We start from the raw sequence: 16,571 nt of genomic DNA on the forward strand, positions 1-16,571 counted from the left end.
CGCTCCTCTAAACGGGGATGCTTATTACGGTAACACGGGAGCCGGTGCCGTTAAGGGGTTTATTGAGGCGGCCGGAGACAGCGCTGCTCGGGCACCGGGATCCGGACGCCCGAGCAGCACCGGCTCGTAGCCGTATCGCTCAGCAGAACACGTGATTGGTCAGTAGGGGTTCTCCGTGTAGACCGATCCGCCGGGCGGTGCGATGTCGCTCTGGATCAGGCGCGGCGTCGAGGGCCCCAAGGCGTTCGGACCACCGAGGATGAGCACCGAGCGCAGATGGGCCGCGTTGGCCCGGAGCCACTTGTCGGTCGCACCGGTCGCGGCGGTCGCGGCCGAGGGGTAGAGCAGCAGCGGTCCCCGCAGGGTGCCGAGCAGGGCGCCGCCGGCCAGGGCGTCGGGCCAGTTCTCGGCGGTGACGATGCCCGCCGCGGTCGGGACCAGGCCGGTCAGCAGGCTGTTGGCCACCTTGTAGGAGGTGTCGAAGCGGTCCTGGCCCGAGTAGTCCCTGATGTACGACCCGGCCGGCAGCGGCACGCTCCCCACGTAGTCGGGGATGGCCTGGTGCGCCTGGCCGCCGATGGTGTCGACCTCGACGGCCGCCCGGGTGCCGGTCGGGTCGGCGAGGAAGCGCCGGGTCGCGTCCGGCAGCCGGCCGTCCGCGGTCAGGACCACCACACCGTTCCCCAGCGCTCCGGCGGCGGCGCCGGCGGACAGCGCGTCCGGGTAGTTGAGGCCGGTGGCGGCCAGGATGTGCACCGGGTTGCCCGAGGCGGGCGTCAGCGCGAGCGTGGCCTTGGCCACGGCCACCGCGGTGGAATAGCGATCGGAGCCCGCCTCGCGCTGCACCTTGTAGCGGCCGGCGAGCTGGTTCTCGACGTTCTGGGAGACCGCGGCGCCGCCCCCGAGGACGTAGACCGGTGCTCCGGCGGGAAGGATGCGGTCGAGCTCGGCCCGGACCGCGGGGTCCAGGGTGCCGGTCGCGGTGAGCAGCAGCGGGCCGCCGGCCCGGGTGGCCAGGACGGCGCCGCCGAGCGCGTCGGCGTAGTTGTCCGCCCGGCTGATGACCGCGGCCTTCGCCTGCTTGCGGGCCGGGTCGGCCGTGCCGTTGCCGGCCCACTCGAAGCGCGAGGCGTTGACCGCCGTCGTGACGCGGCTGTCGCCGTAGAGCCGGACCACGTCCTTGTCGAAGACCGGCTGCCAGCTCAGGCGGGTGCCGGTGCTTCCGGGCTGGCCGAGGCCGACGGGGGTGCCGCCGGCGGCCGGCATGGTCATCAGCTGTCCGCCCGAGGCGGTGGCGACGTGGAACGCGATGGCCGACCCGTCGGGCGAGAACACCAGGTCGCCGGTGACCCGGTTCGGCGTGCCGGGAAGCGGGACGCCGGGCTGCGGAATCCCGTCGACGATCGCCGAGCGGTAGATCTGGTAGCTGCCGCTGGTCGGGTCCGGGTGGCAGTACACGATGGTCCTGCCGTCCGGGGACAGCGCCGGGTGGAAGTCCTGCGCCTGGCCGATGACGGTGGTGTGCCCGTTGACGGAGTAGCCGATGCCGTTGCCGCCGTCGCAGGAGAGGTACGGGGTCCGGGTGAACAGGATCGCGCCGCCCGGCCCGGCCGAGGGCTCGATCTCCTGGCACTTCGGCTCGTCGGGCAGCGCCTGGTGCTCGACGCTGCCCGCCGCCGGGCTGATCGTCCACAGGACGTCCGGCCCGTTGCGCTGCGGCCCGCTGGGGCTGGAGAACAGGATGGCGGACCCGTCCGGGGTCCAGGACGGACCCGACAGCAGCGGGATGCCGGCCTCGACCGTGGTGACGGTCTGGTCGAGGAAGGAGTAGGTGATCAGGTCCCGGCCCTCGGTCGTGCCGTGGGCCAGGACGGCCGCGATCCTCGTCCCGTCCGGCGCCCATGCGACGTCGCTGAGCGTGCCCTTCAGGGCGCTGAGCGCGGGGATGGGGAACGGGACGTTGGCGCCCGTGACGGGATCGACAGCGGCCACGCCGGTGAAGTACGGAGCGGCGAACGTGATGGCGCCGTTGCGGGCTGCGTGCTGCGGCAGGCCCGAGGCCGCGGCCGAGGCCTGGGCCGGGCAGGCCGCCGTTCCGAGGGCCAGCACCGCCGCGCCGGCCAGGGACAGGGATGTCGTGCGGGTTCTGATGGAGGGCATTGTGCTTTCCTGGTCGGAAGGGGCGCGTCGGAGACGGCTTCGGGAGCGCGCCGGGCTCACGGCTGCGACATCGCGTTGAGGACCGCGTCGACCTCGTGCAGGACCTGGTCGGTCAGGGCCGCCTTGCCGCCGAAGAGGTACGCGCGGGACAGCTGGGTCCAGAATGTCGCGATCGTGTCGTGCGCCGCGGGATCCAGGCCGGCCGGCTCGGTGAGCACGATCGGGAAGTGCCGGGCCGCGGCGAACGCTCCGCCGGTGAGCGCGTCGGCGTAGCCGGTGCCGGTCGCCACCCCGATCCGCGACACCGCGGTGAACCGGGACGCGACCTTCTCCGCCGTCCGGAAGCGGTCCGAGCCCTCCAGCTTGAGCTCGTGGCCGGCCAGGGCCGGGAACGCCGCGTCGACCGCGTGGCCGGCCTGGCCGCCGACGGTGACCACCGCCGGCGCCCCCGCGCTGGAGCCGGCGAGCCGGGAGCCGATGTACCCGGCGGTCGCCGGGTCCAGGGCCCCGCCCTGGGACAGGACCACGGCCGCCTCGTGCCCGGCCGTGCCCAGTACCGAGGACGCGTACGGCCCGGCGGCCAGCGCGTCCGGGTAGTCCAGGCCGGTGGCCACGACGATCCTGGCCGGGTCGCCGAGCCCGCGCCGGGCGATGTCCAGGGCCGTGCCGAACCGGTCGGAGCCGGAGTAGCGCTGCACCGTGTAGCCGAGCTGGCCCAGTCGCTGCTGGACCGCCGGGGACACGGCGGCCGGGCCGCCGAGCAGGTAGACGGTCTTGCCGGCGTTGGGCTTGAGGACTCGGCCGATCTCGCGCTCGACGTTCCCGGGCAGGGCGGCGCCGTCGGTCAGCAGCAGCGGGCCGTTGACGTGCGCCGCCAGCGGAACCCCGGCCAGCGCGTCGGAGAAGCCGTCCGCCCGCGCCAGCACGACGGCGTCGGCGGGAAGGCGGTCGAGGGTGGGATACGGGTTCTGCCAGGAGCTCCAGGCGTTCAGGGAGACCAGGATCCCGGTCCCGATCCGGTCGTCGCCGCCGATGCGCTGCACCGGGCGCGCACCCGTGGCGACCGGCGCGGGCGGCGGCGGCGTGGGCACGGCCAGCGTCGACGTGGCGGTCCAGGTGTAGGCGGGTGTCCGGTCGACGTCCATGGTCGGCGCCATGGTCACCGTGACCGGGTACGAGCCGCCGGACTTGTACTGGTGGGTCATGCCCAGCGACTGGGTGAGGGACGAGGTGGTGCCGTCGCCCCAGTTGACGGAGTAGACGTAGTAGTCGCTGTACGTCGGCAGGGCCGGACCCGCCGAGGAGGTGATGGACACCGTCGCGAAGGCGGACGTGTTCACCGTGGTGGCGAACGCCACGCCCCAGGCGCCGACCCTGGTCGGGTACGTCGGCGGCAGCGAGGTGTCGACGCCGTCGCTGGTCACCGCCGACACCTCGTAGGAGCGCGGCGTGGTGAAGATGTGGTGGACGAGCGTCGCTCCCGAGACGGCGGCGGCCACCGTCTGCAAGGGAGAGCCGTCGCCCCAGTTCACGACGTAGCTCTTGGCGGCCGCGGGATCCACGGCGCCGTTGACGATGCTCAGGTCCCCGGCCAGCGGTGCGTTCCCGGACACCGGGGTGAAGGTCGTGCCCGGCGTGGTCGGAGCCGTCGGGTAGTGCGCGGTGTAGGAGGTGGTCTTGCCGGCGGTGGACGTCCCGTCGTCCACCGTCGCCGTCACCGTCCAGAGCCCGGCGTGCGGATAGTCGTGCTGGATGTCCAGGCCGTTCGGCACGGTCCCGCCGGTCCGGGTCCAGGGCTCGCTGCCGTCACCCCAGTCGATCCGGTAGGTGGTGGTCGGCTGCTTCGCCAGATCGACGTTGTAGACGTACAGGTTCGCGGTGGCGTGCAGCGTGCCGGAGTAGAACCCGAGGCCGACGACCAGGGGAGCGGCGGGCGCGTCGCTCGTGGCGACGGACCCGCCGGACGGCCCGGCGGCGAGGGCCGGACCGGCTCCGACCGTGAGGAACGCGGTACCGGCGACGGCGAGCGTGGCCAGTCGCAGGGTATGGATCTTGGGCAAAGTGGTATCCCCGAATGACGAGAGCGGAGCGAAGGCAGGGCATGACCCGGCACTTATTTTCCGAGCCCTGATTCAGGCCGTGCACGATGCGAAAAACGCAATCGATGCGTAGAGCGGGGCCGCTCGACGGATCCGGTCAGGCAGGCGTGCGGTTCGGGGCGCCGGCGGCAGCGGAGGATGTGGGATTCGAACCCACGGTGGCTCTCACCACTTTGGTTTTCAAGACCAACGCCTTCGGCCGCTAGGCAAATCCTCCTCAGGCGCCTCGGGCGCCCGTGAGGAAGCAGTCTCTCACAACCGGCCGGTCCCGGTCAGGCGGCGCCGAACGGCAGCGTGTCCGGGCTCAGCGAGCCGGCGCCGGAGCGGGCGGCGGTCAGGCGGCGGCGGTGGTGGCGCCGGCACAGCACCTCGTAGCCGATCTCGTCCTCGACCGCGGTGTCGCCGACCATCACCTGCTCGCCCTCCAGGACCATCTCGCCGCGGACGGTGCGGGCGTTGTGGGTGGCCCGGGCCCCGCACCAGCACAGGGTCTGGACCTGGAGCACCTCGATGCGGTCGGCCAGCTCGATCAGGCGCTTGCTGCCGGGGAACAGGCGGGTGCGGAAGTCGGTGGTGATGCCGAAGGCGTAGACGTCGATCGACAGCTCGTCGACCATCCGCGCCAGCTGCTCGATGTGGTCCTCGGTGTAGAACTGGGCCTCGTCGGCCACCACGTAGTCGACCTTGCCGCCGGCCGACATCATCTGGACCACGTGGTTCAGCAGGTCGGTGTCGTCCTCGACCTCGACGGCGGCCGCCTTCAGGCCCAGGCGGCTGGAGATGGTGGCGCTGCCGGCCCGGTCGTCCCGGGTGAAGATGAGCCCGGCCCGGCCGCGGGCGTTGTGGTTGTGGTCGAGCTGCAAGGCGAGGGTCGACTTGCCGCTGTCCATGGTTCCGGTGAAGAAGACGAGCTCGGCCATGGTCGCTGATTATCCCCTACGGGTGACGCGCGCTGCGAGCGCGGCGCGGAAGCGGGTGGCGGCCGAGGCCACGCGGGGCCGCAGATACGGCGCGGCCAGCACTCCGGCGGCGGCCGCCACGCCGACGGCGCCGAACAGCACCCGGTCGCCGGTGGTGAGCGCCGCCCTCCAGGCGTTGAAGGCCAGACTCCGGCGGGTGTTCAGCACGGTCCACACCGACACCCGCTCCACCCGCGCGATCAGCCGCACCATACGGAACCCGCTGCCGGCCAGACAACACAGCACCGCCGCGACGGCGGCGGCCGACGCGGCCGGCAGGCGACGGATCATCGGCTCACGATATCCGCCGGGGATGCGCGAAACGCAAACCTTGCGAAATGGCGGCGGGTGGCGGCGGGGAGAAGCGGTGGATGACCGCGAGAGACAGCGGCGGGCGCGGACCCCGGTTGGCGGGTTCCGCGCCCGCGCGGGACGCATGGCGTGACGGCGAACTGGCTCGGCCGGTCGGCGGCGATCCGATGGTGCCCCGGACCTGCCTGCCAGGCCGCGCCGACCAGGGCTGTACCCAGGCAGGTCTGTGTCCAGGCAGTTCTGTGTCCAGCCAGGTCCGTGTCCAGCCAGTTCTGTGCCCGGCCAGGTCCGCGCCCGGTCAGCCGACCCGGCTGATGCTCACCGCGGTGCCGTAGGCGCAGATCTCGGTCCAGACGTCGCCCATCTCCGAGGTGTCGAAGCGCATGCCGACGATCGCGTTGCCGCCGCGGTTCAGCGCTTCCTGGATCATCCGCTGCATGACCTCGTTGCGGCTGTCGACCAGCGCCTTGGTCATGCCCTTGAGCTCGCCGCCGAACATCGACTTCAGGCCGGCCCCCATCTGGCTGAAGGCGTTGCGGCTGCGGACGGTCAGGCCGAAGACCTCGCCGTACACCACGTCGATCCGGTAGCCCGGGATGTCGTTGGTGGTGACGCACAGGAAGTTCTGCTGGAACTGCTGCTGCGGCGGCGGCGCGTACTGCTGCTGCTGGGGCGGCGGCTGCTGCTGGTAACCGGGCTGTCCGTACGGCTGCTGGCTCATGGGTCCCCCCTGAGATCGGATGATCGGTCGTGGTCCGTCGGTACGACGATACGACAAGACCCCCACTGTCTGGACAGAGAGGATGGCGGGCCCTTGAAGTCGCGGTGAAAGCCTGTTGAATAGGGCGGATACCGGACACGGTTTGCGACCGCGCGACGGGTGGAGTCTGGAAGGATTTCGAGTGTGCAATCAACGCGCCGGCCTGAGCCCCCGAACAGCCCGAGCAGCCTGGCCGGACCGAGCAGCCTGGCCGGCCCTAGCAGCCTGAGCGGTCGTCCCACCCACGCGCTCCACGTCGGCCTGCGCACCAACGCCTCCGGCCCGGCCCTGCCCCCGCGCGCCGCCGCCGACATCCCGGTCATCGCCCACCGCGGCGCCTCCGAGGACGTGCCCGAACACACCCTGGCCGCCTACGAGTCCGCGCTGTTGCAGGGCGCCGACGGCCTGGAGTGCGACGTCCGCCTCACCGCCGACATGCACCTGGTGTGCGTGCACGACCGCCGGGTCAACCGCACCTCCAACGGCCGCGGCGTGGTCTCCACGCTGGAGCTGGCCCAGCTGCGGCAGCTGGACTTCGGCTCCTGGAAGCAGCCGGCCCCCGGGGCCGAGGGCCCCGGCGCCGCCTACGTCGAGTACCCGGACCTGCGCCGCGAGGGCGCGCACCGGGTGCTCACCCTGGAGCGGCTGCTGGAGCTGGTCGTCGACCACCCGCGCCGGGTGGAGCTGGCCATCGAGACCAAGCACCCGACCCGCTACGCCGGCCTGGTCGAGGAGCACCTGGTGGCGCTGCTGGACCGGTTCGGGCTGGCGCACCCCCGCCTCGGCGAGCGGTCCCCGGTCCGGGTCATGTCGTTCTCGGCGCTGTCCGTGCGCCGGATCCGGCGGCTGGCGCCGTCCCTGGAGACCGTGCTGCTCCTGGACCGGGTGCCGCTGCGGTTCCGGGACGGCTCGCTGCCGCGCGGAGTGCGTATCGCAGGACCCGGAATCCACATTCTGCGAACTCATCCGGAATACGTGGAACGCTTGCATTCTCTGGGAAACCGCGTCCATGTCTGGACCGTCGACCAAGCCTCGGATATCGATCTGTGCGTGGAACTCGGCGTCGACGCGATCATCTCCAACCGCCCCAAAGCCGTCCTGGCCAGACTGGGCCGGGACGGCGCGCGGGTGTCCGCCGGGTCTCAGCCCGCCGTCACCGGGTTGAACCCTGATAAACCCTGAGGTTCCAGTTTTCTCCGAGGACGAACCGGGCATCTACCGCGAGTAGCTCCTCGTCGGCAGGGAGGGAGCCGTGGGGGTCGTCATGTCGGTGAAACCGGAGAGTCCCCGGGAATCGGCGGAGATATCCGAAACGGTCGAGCGCGGGCAGGCGCCGCGACCGAACAACGAAGTCGGCGGGACGGATTTCCCGCACGCGCCCGAGAGTGTCGGGGCGGCGCGCCATGCGCTGGCCGACGCGCTCCACCGGATGCGTGTGGCGCCGTCGGTCGCGGACGACGCGGTACTGATCCTCTCGGAATTGGTGAGCAACGCTCTGCGGCACGCGCTGCCGCTGACGGGCGGCACCATCCGGGTGGCGTGGTGGATGGAGGACAGCAGAGTTCTGCGGATCGCCGTCACGGACGGCGGTCACCATCCCGAGAATGTGGCGAAGGTCACCTCCGGTCCGGAGCGCGCGGACTTGGAAGCGGTGGACCTGGACGAGGTGGACGAGTCCGCGGTCGACGGCCGCGGACTCGGCATTGTGGGGCTGTTGGCCGACGCCTGGGGCGTCGAACCGTGCCCGCAGGAATGGGACCGGCAGGCCGGACCGGTGCGCGCGGACGACCCGAGCGCGCCGAAGACGGTGTGGGCGGCGGTCCGCCTGCACGCCCGGCACGCCGCGCCCCCGCCCCCGCCGGACCCGCCGCGCCGCTGGTGGCGCCGGATGGGCACGGCCCTGGCCGGACGCTTCCCGAGCCCGGGACGGGTCCGCGGAATGCGCGGCGCCCGCCTCGGCGGGTCGCGCCTGGGCCAGGCGCGGGGCGGACGGGGCGAGTCCGGGGCCGGGGCCGGCTCCGATACCGCCTGGGTGCCCCGGTACCCGGCCGGGGTCCGGATGACCGGGGCCTGAGGCGCGGAGCCGGGGCGTGAGGCGCGGGACCGGGCGTGTGGCGCGGGCCCGGGGCAACGGTGCGGGTGACGACCAGGCGGCCGTCACCGACCGGGTCCCGGAACCGGCGCCGGCACCCGGGCCGGCGTCAGCCCCTGGGTCGGCGTCGGCTCCCGGGCCGGCGTCAGCACCGATGTCGATGCCGATACCGGCGCCGGGGCCGACAGCTCCTCAACGCGCCGTCAGCAGCCTCCGGATCTCGCGTCCGAGGATCCCCAGCCCGTCGAGGGTGAGCACCGACTCGGGGTGGAACTGCAGACCGGTGAACGACGGTCCGCGCAGCGCCGCCGCGAGCCCGGTGCCGGGGATCGGCACGGACTCCAGCACCAGGAACTCCGGCAGCTTCGCGGCGTAGGAGTTGTAGAACGCGACCCGTTCAGTACTGCCGAACAGGTCGAGCTCCACCTGGGTGCCCTGCATCGGCGTGGGCAGCCGGGTCAGCTCCAGGCCGAGTGCGGCGGCCAGCGCCTGGTGCCCCAGGCACAGGCCGAGTGTCGGCTTGCGCAGGTCGATCATCTGCTTGGCCAGGTTCCGCACGGCCCGGATCCGCGGCGTCGCCACGTCCCGCGGGTCGCCGGGGCCGGGGCCGAGCAGCACCAGGTCGAACCCGGCCGGGTCCGGCAGCTCGTCGTGCGCCACCCGCGTGGTCTCCAGGCCGAGCGCCCGCAGCTCGACCGCCAGCATCGAGGTGAACGCGTCCTCGTTGTCGACGATCAGCACACTGCGTCCGACCAGCGCCGGGTCGACCAGCTCGGCCGGCTCGTGCTCGTTCAGCCAGAACGGCGACAGGCCGATGTTGCGCGCCGCCAGCACGGCCGCCACCTCGGGGTCGTCGGACCACGGCGCGGTGCGCGCGGCCGGCTGCTCCGCGGTTTCCCCGACCGCCCCAGCCGCTCCGGCGACCCCGGCCATCTCCGCCCCGCGCCCCAACACCGCGTCCCCGATCGGCCCCCGCCGCGCCGCCGCCGGACTCGCCGCCGGACTCGCTGCCGGACTCGCCGCCCGGTAGTCCGCCGCGCCGTCGTGCACATCAAGACCCTCCAGCCCGCCCCCCGGAGTCCCCGGAGCCCCTGGAGCCCCCGGAGCCCCCGGGGCGCCCCGATCCGCCTCCCCGATCCCCTCGATCCCGCTGTTCCGCGCCCCGAACCGCACCCCGAACGCCCGCAGCACCCCGGCCGCCTTGGCGTAGGTCTCCCGCACCTCCTCGAACGGGTCCGAGCCGCGCACCAGCGTCGCCCCGACCGGCACCCGCACCGTCCCGTCGTAGTCCAGATACGCCACCCGCAGCATCAGCGGCGCGTCCATCGTCGGCTGCCCGGCGGCGTCCCGCCCGATCAGCGCCACCACGCCCGCGTAGTACCCGCGCCCGCCGTGCTCGTGGCGCTTGATCGCGCGGAACGCGTTGCGGATCGGCGAGCCGGTCGCGGTCGGCGCGAACATCGTCGTGCGCAGGATCAGCCGCGGGTCCATCGTGGTGCGGGCCTCGATGTAGTACTCGGTGTGCGCCAGGTTCGTCATCTCCTTCAGGTACGGCCCGCGCACCCACCCGCCGAGGTCGCCGACCTCGGCCAGCATCTTCAGCTCCTCGTCCACGACCATCGCCAGCTCCTCGCGCTCCTTGGCGTCGCCGAGGAACTCCAGGATCCGCTCGCGCGAGGCCGTCGCCGGCGCCTCGCGCAGCGTCCCGCTGATCGGGTTCATCACCGCCACGCCGTCCGCCAGCGACACGTGCCGCTCCGGCGTGGCCCCCACCAGCAGCTGCTCGCCGGTGTCGATGAGGAACGTCCAGTAGGCGTTGCGCTCGCTGTCCAGCAGTGCCCGGAAGGCCCCGTACGCCGTCTCCCGCGCGGCGTCGCAGTGCCCGACGAAGGTCCGCCGGATCACGAAGTTCGAGCCCTCGCCGGCGCCGATCTCCTCGTCCAGCACCCGTTTCACCGAGGCGCCGTAGGCGTCGTCGTCCACGTCGAACGCGCCGTCGCGCAGCACCGGCGCGACGGCCGGGGGCAGCGCGCCGACCGCCAGGCGCGAGCGCCCCGTGACCCGCAGCGCCAGCAGCGGCGCGTGGTCGTCGTGGCAGGCGTCGCCGCGCTCGGTCAGCTGCCGGTAGGGCACGAGCACGAGCAGCTCGTCCGGGTCCTCGGTCGGCAGGTCCGCCAACGCCGGGAACTGCTCGAACGCCGCGCCGGTGAGCAGCTCCACGTCGGCCTCGGCGCCGCGCCGGAGCAACGCGAACGGTCCCGCGGGCAGCGCCGCGAGCGGATGGGAAGGGGATTGCGACAGGGCGGAGGCCAGCGACGGGCCCGTCGGATCGGCGGGGGACGTCATCGCCTGGTGTGCCATTGCGGTGCCTCTCGATCGAGGCCGCTCTCCGCGAGGCCCACCGGCTGCCCTCCGGAAAGTCCCCGGAGATACCAGAACCGGCCGCCTCTCAAGGCGGCCGGTGGGTGAGCGTGAGTGCGCTGCTACCGGGGTCCGCCTGGGGCGGACCACCACCACTGTTGCTGGTACGAGCGCATACCCGCACAGTAGCAGGGTGGCGAGCAGGGTGTCACCGGCGGTGTCGGCTCGTCCCACCCTCCGGGCCCACTAGGCTGGCCGGTGCAATCATCCCAGGGCAGGAAGGGCCGGCATGGGCAAGAAGTCGAGCAGGGCGGCCAAGGCCGGCGCTGCGAAGGTCGGCGTCCCGGCGGACGGCGAGATCCCGGTCGTCGGCGGGCGCGAGGAGTGCCCGTGCGGCTCCGGCCGCCGCTACAAGGCCTGCCACGGACGGGAGGCGTCGGCCGCGGCCCAGCAGCAGGCTGCCGAGGTCACCGCCGCCAAGCGCCCGTTCGAGGGGCTGCCCGGCGAGACCGACATCGTCGCGATGCGCGAGCTGGTGCCGGCCGCCACCGCCCCGCTGAAGCTGCTCGGCGAGCACGCCGACCGCAAGATCACGCTGGCCACCGTGCTGCCGATGGCGGCCCCGGCGGTGCACCGCGACACCGGCGAGATCATGCTCGCGCTCCAGACCCTGGCCACCTCCGGCGACCCGGACCGGGACCTGGCCGACGCCCTGCTGCGGGCGCTGGACAGCGAGCCGGGCACCGTCGTGGACTCCGCGGCGCCCTCGGCCGACGGCCCGCGCCTGCGCGATCTGCTCGACACCTCCGCCGAGGGCCTGGACATCACCGTCCACGACGACTTCGGCTTCTGGATCATCGACGGCGCCGACGTCTCCGCCGAGGCCCAGATGTCCCTGGAGCACGCCAACGCCGCGGCCTACCCGACCAAGAAGCTGGAGTCCGTGCCCTCGGCGTACTGGACCCGCATCCGGGAGAAGGGCCACCTGCGCTGGGTCATGCCGTACGAGGAAGAGAAGCTGATGGACGCGCTGGCGCGGCTGCACGCCGCCAAGCAGTCCAACCTCGGTGAGGGCACGCGTTACGTCGGCGCGTTCCGCGCCTGCGGCCTTGTCGTGCCGGTGTGGGACCTCCCCAAGGAGATGGAGGCCTCGGAGATCGAGAAGCCGGCCGCCGAGTTCGCCGAGCGGCTCGCCAAGGCGCTCGCCGACGAGACGCCGCTGAGCAACGAGGAGCGGCGCGCGCGGGCCGGTCTGGTGAGCCGCCAGGTGACGCTTCGCTAAGTATTGCGTTCCCTATGAGGGCGGTATAGGCCTCTGCATAGTGAGAAGCGCGGAAGTCCTCAGGGACTTCCGCGCTTCTCGTTATGTGCGGACGCAGTCGTTCATCACAGATGCTTGCCATGCCGCCGCGTGGCGAGGAACAGCAGCATCGTTCCAGCGCCGAGCCCGATGGCCGACAACGCCATCCACCAGCCCGAGGATCCGCCACCGGTGTCCGGCAGCGTCCCGGCCGGCCGCGTCTGCCCGCCGCCTCCGGGCGATGGCGACGAGTGGTGCGGCGGATGGGGCTTGGACGTCGGAACCGTGGTCGGAGTCGGCGGAGTCGGCGGGGTCGTCGGCGGCGGACTCGCGGACGTCGGCGTGGTGGGCGGCGTGACGGGCGTGGTCGTCGGCACCGACGTACTGCTCGTCGTCGGTTCGGAGCCTTGGCAGGTCGCGGTGACGTCGCCGAACCGGGCCTGCTGAACCGGTCCGCTGTAGAGCTGCGTGCCCGCCACGTCGTAGAACGTCCCGGAGAGGACCAGATCCATGTGCGCATGGGCGGAGGTGGCCCCGGCGGTCTGCTGCGGCGGGTCCGCCGTCGTGGTGTACTGCGCGCTCAGAGTGCCATGGTCGACGGTCGGGACGCCGATCTGCGCGCCGGTGACCGGGATGCTGACGGTGGTCCCTTCCGGGACGATGGTCCCGAGCACGTTCACCGCGTTCGCGTCGGTGTGCACGTAGGCCAGGGCGTACGGGCCGACCGGCGGCGACGTGCACTCGGCGTACGAGTCCAGGGACGCGATGGTGTAGATCTCTGTGCCGTTCATGAAATACATCACTGGCGGCGGAGGCGGCGGCTGACTCGTCCCGATCGCCGCGATCAGCTGGCTCTGCGCCCAGTTCTTCACCGGATCCGAGTGCGTCTTGGACGATGCCGGACCGGCGATCGTGATGTGCTGCAACACTCCGTCCGGGTCCTGCGCCGGGTCCGCGGCGTGGTCGCCGCCGTTCTGCGGGATCCCGCTGGTCGCGTATGTCCCGTGGAACGCGGTCAGGCCGAGCGCGGGGACGTCGTCGATGGTGAGGTTCACCAGGACGCTGGTGGCGACGTCGGCGGCGGCCGCGGCGGGCCGGCCGGGAAGCAGCAGCCCGGCGCTGGCGATGGCCACCCCGCCCGCGGCGGCCGCCGCGGCCAGGGCCCCGGTCCGCCACGGACGGGCGGCGCCGGACCGGGCTTGGGTGTGCGGTTGTGCCATGGCGGCCATGAAATCGCATGAACAGCAATGAATCCGTCATTTCGCACGCCACTGATTCGCGCCTCGAACGGGTCTCCGAGCCGGTGCCGGCCTCCGGCCCGCCCAGATAGTTTTGCATTAAACGATCTGCCTCGTTAGGGTGCTTGGAGTCCGGTCGCTGGTGCATCCCCCGTCACCAGCGCCCGGGCGTCTAGCCCTTCAGTGGGCAGCGGGTATTACGCAGCGGTCCCGGTCCGTCACTTCACCGGCCGCAGATAAGCGTCCAGCATCTCCTTGAGTTCCTCCAGCAACCGGTCCATCGGCACCGGCCCGGCCGCGCGCGCCGAGATCACGAACGACTGCGCCGTCAACAGCACCGTGCGGGCCTGCAACGCGACCGACCCGGGGCGGATCGACCCGTCCGCGTGCCCCTGCTCCAGCCGCACCGACAGCAGATCCAGCGCGTAGTGCTGGAGCCCGCCGAACTCCCGCGTCAGGTACGGCAGCAGGAACTCGGCGTCCGAGTCCAGCATCTTGTGCATCAAGAGGTCGCCGTGGAACGCCCGCACCACCTCGACCGTCCCGGTCACCAGCAGGTCGCGCGCGGAGCGGTCGAGGCCGGTGACTTCCTTCAGGCCGGCGTTGCGGCGCACGACGCGGATCAGCTGCCGGCCGAGCACCTCGGTCAGCAGCGCGTCGATGTCGGGGTAGCGGCGGTACAAGGTCATCCGCGACACGCCCGCGCGCCGCGCCACCTCGGCCAGGGTGGTGTTGCGCAGGCCCAGATCCAGCAGCGCGCTCTGCGCGGCGTCCAGGATCTTGTCGTCGCTGTGTCGGCTGCGGTCCATCCCTCGTAAAGCTACATCTAGCATCGGGGCATGGAGCCCGAATCTGTCACAGAGGTCACATCGAGTGACGTACTCGTTGTGATTCCGGCATGGAACGAGGAGCGCCGGATCGGTGCCACGGTGCGCGCCGCGGCCCTTCTCGCCCCGGTCCTCGTGGTCGACGACGGCTCCCGGGACGCCACCGCGCGCCTGGCGCGCGAGGCCGGAGCCCGCGTGGTCCGGCGCCGGGCCCGCGGCGGCAAGGGCGCCGCGCTGGCTTCGGGCGTGGCCGCGCTGCCGCCGGAGACGCGGTTCGTCCTCTTCCTGGACGCCGATCTGGAGGACAGCGCCGCCGCGGCCGCGCCGCTCCTGGAAGCCGTGCGCTCCGGATCCTGCGCCATGGCCGTCGCGGTTCCGCCGCCGCAACCCGGCGGCGGCCACGGGTTCGTGGTCCGGCTGGCCCGCGACGGGATCCGGAAGCAGTCCGGCTTCGAGGCCGCCGCGCCGTTGTCCGGCCAGCGCTGCCTGACCGTCGAGGCGGCCCGCGCCGTGCGCTTCGCGTCCCGGTTCGGCGTGGAGGTCGGCCTCACCGTCGATCTGCTGGCGGCCGGCCACCAGGTCGTGGAAGTCCCCGCGGACCTGCGGCACCGGGTCACCGGCACGGACTGGCGGGCCCAGCTGCACCGGGCCCGCCAGTACCGCGATGTGTGGCTGGCGCTCAGATCACGGTCCCGGCGTCGCCGGCGTCGGTGACGACCGGCTTGCCCGCCGCCGCCCAGGCCTGCATGCCGCCGGTCACGTTCACCGCCTCGACACCGTTCTGGTTCAGGTAGGTGGCCACCTGCGCCGACCGGCTCCCGGCCCGGCAGATCACGTAGACCGGGCCCTCCGGAGTGCCGATCTCCTCCTTGCGCGCCACGAACACGGACATCGGGATGTGCGTGGCGCTCGGGGCGTGCCCGGCCGCCCACTCGTCGTCCTCGCGGACGTCCAGCAGGTAGCCGTCCTCGGGCAGCGAGGTCACATCAGTCGTGGCGAGCATGGGCACTCCCGGGTCTAGAGACGGTTCCGCCGACAACGGCGATTCTGGGGTCGGACATCCATCAAAGCATTACGGCGCGGCCATCCCGACCGGCTAGCCTTGGTCCATGATTGACCTGCGTCTGCTCCGCACCGACCCGGAGCGTGTCCGCGCCTCGCAGCGCGCCCGAGGTGAAGACCCCACTCTCGTCGACGCGCTCCTGTCCGCGGACGAGGCGCGCCGCGCCGCCGTCTCCCGCTTCGACAGCCTGCGCAACGAGCAGAAGCTGCTCGGCAAGCAGATCCCCAAGGCCTCGGCCGAGGAGAAGGCCGCGCTCCTGGAGCAGGCCAAGAAGCTCGCCGACGACGTCAAGGGCGCCGAGGCCGAGCAGCACGAGGCCGACGGCGTGCTCAAGCAGCTCCAGCTGGCGCTGTCCAACATCGTCGTGGACGGCGTGCCCGAGGGCGGCGAGGACGACTTCGTCCTGCTGGAGACCGTCGGCACCCCGCGCGACTTCGCCGCCGACGGCTTCGAGCCGCGCGACCACGTCGAACTCGGCAAGCTGCTCGGCGCCATCGACCTCGAGCGCGGCGCCAAGGTCGGCGGCGCGCGCCAGTACTACCTGACCGGCGCCGGAGCCCTGCTCGAACTGGCGCTGATGAACCTGGCCATGGCCCAGGCGGTCAAGTACGGCTTCATCCCGATGATCACCCCGGCCCTGGTGAAGCCGGAGGCGATGGAGGGCACCGGCTTCCTCGGCCAGGCCGCCGAGAACGTCTACCACCTCGCCGAGGACGACATGTACCTGGTCGGCACCTCGGAGGTGGCGCTGGCCGGCTACCACATGGACGAGATCCTCGACGCCGCCCGGCTCCCGCTGCGCTACGCCGGCTACTCCAGCTGCTTCCGCCGCGAGGCCGGCAGCTACGGCAAGGACACCCGCGGCATCATCCGGGTGCACCAGTTCGAGAAGGTCGAGATGTTCTCCTACGTGGCGCCCGAGGACGCCGAGGCCGAGCACCAGCGCCTGCTGGACTGGGAGAAGGAGTTCATCACCGCCCTGGAGATCCCGTTCCGGGTGATCGACGTCGCGGCCGGCGACCTGGGCAGCTCGGCGGCCCGCAAGTTCGACTGCGAGGCCTGGATCCCGACCCAGGGCAAGTACCGCGAGGTCACCTCCACCTCGAACTGCACCGAGTTCCAGGCGCGCCGGCTCCAGATCCGCATGCGCGGCGCCGACGGCGTCCAGCCGCTGGCGACGCTGAACGGCACGCTGTGCGCCATGCCGCGGATGATCGTGGCGATCCTGGAGAACCACCAGAACGCCGACGGCTCGGTGACGCTGCCGCAGGCGCTGCGGCCGTACTTCGGCGGCCGGGAGAAGCTGGAGCCGATCGCCGGCTGAGGCGAATCGGGGAACGAGCGGCGGCCGTCCGGATCACTTGGATTGATTCGGACGGCCGCTTTTCCATGCGCCCGGC

At 72.3% G+C, this 16,571-nt stretch carries 14 protein-coding genes and 1 tRNA gene; 5 read left to right on the forward strand and 10 right to left on the reverse strand.

Going from position 1 to position 16,571, the window contains the following annotated elements; translation table 11 throughout:
- Positions 1–159 precede the first annotated feature (159 nt).
- From ABD481_RS20740 to ABD481_RS20765, 6 genes are all read right to left on the reverse strand, one after another.
- A complete protein-coding gene (locus ABD481_RS20740) occupies positions 160–2,160 on the reverse strand; it encodes a cell wall-binding repeat-containing protein (RefSeq protein WP_344667361.1) in 2,001 nt (666 codons plus the stop codon).
- A 56-nt stretch (positions 2,161–2,216) separates the two neighbouring features.
- Positions 2,217–4,220 (reverse strand): cell wall-binding repeat-containing protein, encoded by a 2,004-nt coding sequence (locus tag ABD481_RS20745; RefSeq protein ID WP_344667362.1) that lies wholly within the window; start codon positions 4,218–4,220, stop codon positions 2,217–2,219.
- A gap of 171 nt (positions 4,221–4,391) precedes the next feature.
- A tRNA-Ser gene (locus ABD481_RS20750) sits at positions 4,392–4,476 on the reverse strand.
- Positions 4,477–4,531: 55 nt separating this feature from the next.
- Complete coding sequence (locus ABD481_RS20755) at positions 4,532–5,179, reverse strand: thymidine kinase (RefSeq protein WP_344667363.1); 648 nt, start codon at positions 5,177–5,179, stop codon at positions 4,532–4,534.
- A gap of 9 nt (positions 5,180–5,188) precedes the next feature.
- A complete protein-coding gene (locus ABD481_RS20760; RefSeq protein WP_344667364.1) occupies positions 5,189–5,509 on the reverse strand; it encodes a hypothetical protein in 321 nt (106 codons plus the stop codon).
- A 319-nt stretch (positions 5,510–5,828) separates the two neighbouring features.
- Positions 5,829–6,251 carry a YbjQ family protein gene (locus tag ABD481_RS20765; protein WP_344667365.1) on the reverse strand — a complete coding sequence of 141 codons (423 nt, stop codon included), beginning with the start codon at positions 6,249–6,251 and terminating at the stop codon, positions 5,829–5,831.
- A 327-nt stretch (positions 6,252–6,578) separates the two neighbouring features.
- On the opposite strand from ABD481_RS20765, the gene ABD481_RS20770 reads away from it, so the two are divergent.
- Both ABD481_RS20770 and ABD481_RS20775 read left to right on the forward strand, forming a co-directional pair.
- Positions 6,579–7,472, forward strand: coding sequence for a glycerophosphodiester phosphodiesterase (locus ABD481_RS20770; RefSeq protein ID WP_344667442.1), 894 nt, complete (start codon positions 6,579–6,581; stop codon positions 7,470–7,472).
- A gap of 70 nt (positions 7,473–7,542) precedes the next feature.
- Positions 7,543–8,364, forward strand: coding sequence for an ATP-binding protein (locus ABD481_RS20775; protein WP_344667366.1), 822 nt, complete (start codon positions 7,543–7,545; stop codon positions 8,362–8,364).
- Between the two features lie 210 nt (positions 8,365–8,574).
- Here the strand turns inward: ABD481_RS20775 and ABD481_RS20780 are convergent, their stop codons facing one another.
- The gene (locus ABD481_RS20780) at positions 8,575–10,743 is read right to left on the reverse strand and encodes an anthranilate synthase family protein (protein WP_344667367.1); all 2,169 of its coding nucleotides are present in this window, start codon (positions 10,741–10,743) and stop codon (positions 8,575–8,577) included.
- 289 nt (positions 10,744–11,032) lie between these two features.
- On the opposite strand from ABD481_RS20780, the gene ABD481_RS20785 reads away from it, so the two are divergent.
- Complete coding sequence (locus ABD481_RS20785) at positions 11,033–12,025, forward strand: DUF5926 family protein (protein ID WP_344667368.1); 993 nt, start codon at positions 11,033–11,035, stop codon at positions 12,023–12,025.
- 104 nt (positions 12,026–12,129) lie between these two features.
- Here the strand turns inward: ABD481_RS20785 and ABD481_RS20790 are convergent, their stop codons facing one another.
- On the reverse strand, positions 12,130–13,263 hold the full coding sequence (locus ABD481_RS20790; RefSeq protein ID WP_344667369.1) for an LPXTG cell wall anchor domain-containing protein: 1,134 nt from the start codon (positions 13,261–13,263) through the stop codon (positions 12,130–12,132).
- A 236-nt stretch (positions 13,264–13,499) separates the two neighbouring features.
- Positions 13,500–14,090, reverse strand: a complete 591-nt coding sequence (locus tag ABD481_RS20795; RefSeq protein WP_344667370.1) for a TetR/AcrR family transcriptional regulator — start codon at positions 14,088–14,090, stop codon at positions 13,500–13,502.
- A gap of 30 nt (positions 14,091–14,120) precedes the next feature.
- Here ABD481_RS20795 and ABD481_RS20800 point away from each other — a divergent pair, with 30 nt between their 5' ends.
- Positions 14,121–14,822, forward strand: coding sequence for a glycosyltransferase family 2 protein (locus ABD481_RS20800; protein ID WP_344667371.1), 702 nt, complete (start codon positions 14,121–14,123; stop codon positions 14,820–14,822).
- Here ABD481_RS20800 and ABD481_RS20805 read toward each other — a convergent pair.
- Positions 14,788–15,111 carry a rhodanese-like domain-containing protein gene (locus ABD481_RS20805; protein ID WP_344667372.1) on the reverse strand — a complete coding sequence of 108 codons (324 nt, stop codon included), beginning with the start codon at positions 15,109–15,111 and terminating at the stop codon, positions 14,788–14,790. The two genes, ABD481_RS20800 and ABD481_RS20805, sit on opposite strands and share 35 nt — an antisense overlap.
- A 106-nt stretch (positions 15,112–15,217) precedes the next feature.
- Between ABD481_RS20805 and serS the strand changes: the two genes are divergently transcribed.
- On the forward strand, positions 15,218–16,495 hold the full coding sequence (gene serS / locus ABD481_RS20810; protein ID WP_344667373.1) for a serine--tRNA ligase: 1,278 nt from the start codon (positions 15,218–15,220) through the stop codon (positions 16,493–16,495).
- Positions 16,496–16,571: the final 76 nt, after the last annotated feature.

This window comes from Catenulispora yoronensis (genome assembly GCF_039531695.1).
In the GTDB taxonomy this organism is placed as follows: domain Bacteria; phylum Actinomycetota; class Actinomycetes; order Streptomycetales; family Catenulisporaceae; genus Catenulispora; species Catenulispora yoronensis.

Bases quoted from the DNA above. Each gene is read 5' to 3' on its own strand.
- ABD481_RS20740 (WP_344667361.1), bottom strand. From the start codon at position 2,160: ATGCCCTCCATCAGAACCCGCACGACATCCCTGTCCCTGGCCGGCGCG.
- ABD481_RS20755 (WP_344667363.1), bottom strand. From the start codon at position 5,179: ATGGCCGAGCTCGTCTTCTTCACCGGAACCATGGACAGCGGCAAGTCG.
- ABD481_RS20760 (WP_344667364.1), bottom strand. From the start codon at position 5,509: ATGATCCGTCGCCTGCCGGCCGCGTCGGCCGCCGCCGTCGCGGCGGTG.
- ABD481_RS20765 (WP_344667365.1), bottom strand. From the start codon at position 6,251: ATGAGCCAGCAGCCGTACGGACAGCCCGGTTACCAGCAGCAGCCGCCG.
- ABD481_RS20780 (WP_344667367.1), bottom strand. From the start codon at position 10,743: ATGGCACACCAGGCGATGACGTCCCCCGCCGATCCGACGGGCCCGTCG.
- ABD481_RS20785 (WP_344667368.1), top strand. From the start codon at position 11,033: ATGGGCAAGAAGTCGAGCAGGGCGGCCAAGGCCGGCGCTGCGAAGGTC.
- ABD481_RS20790 (WP_344667369.1), bottom strand. From the start codon at position 13,263: ATGGCACAACCGCACACCCAAGCCCGGTCCGGCGCCGCCCGTCCGTGG.
- ABD481_RS20795 (WP_344667370.1), bottom strand. From the start codon at position 14,090: ATGGACCGCAGCCGACACAGCGACGACAAGATCCTGGACGCCGCGCAG.
- ABD481_RS20800 (WP_344667371.1), top strand. From the start codon at position 14,121: ATGGAGCCCGAATCTGTCACAGAGGTCACATCGAGTGACGTACTCGTT.
- ABD481_RS20805 (WP_344667372.1), bottom strand. From the start codon at position 15,111: ATGCTCGCCACGACTGATGTGACCTCGCTGCCCGAGGACGGCTACCTG.
- serS (WP_344667373.1), top strand. From the start codon at position 15,218: ATGATTGACCTGCGTCTGCTCCGCACCGACCCGGAGCGTGTCCGCGCC.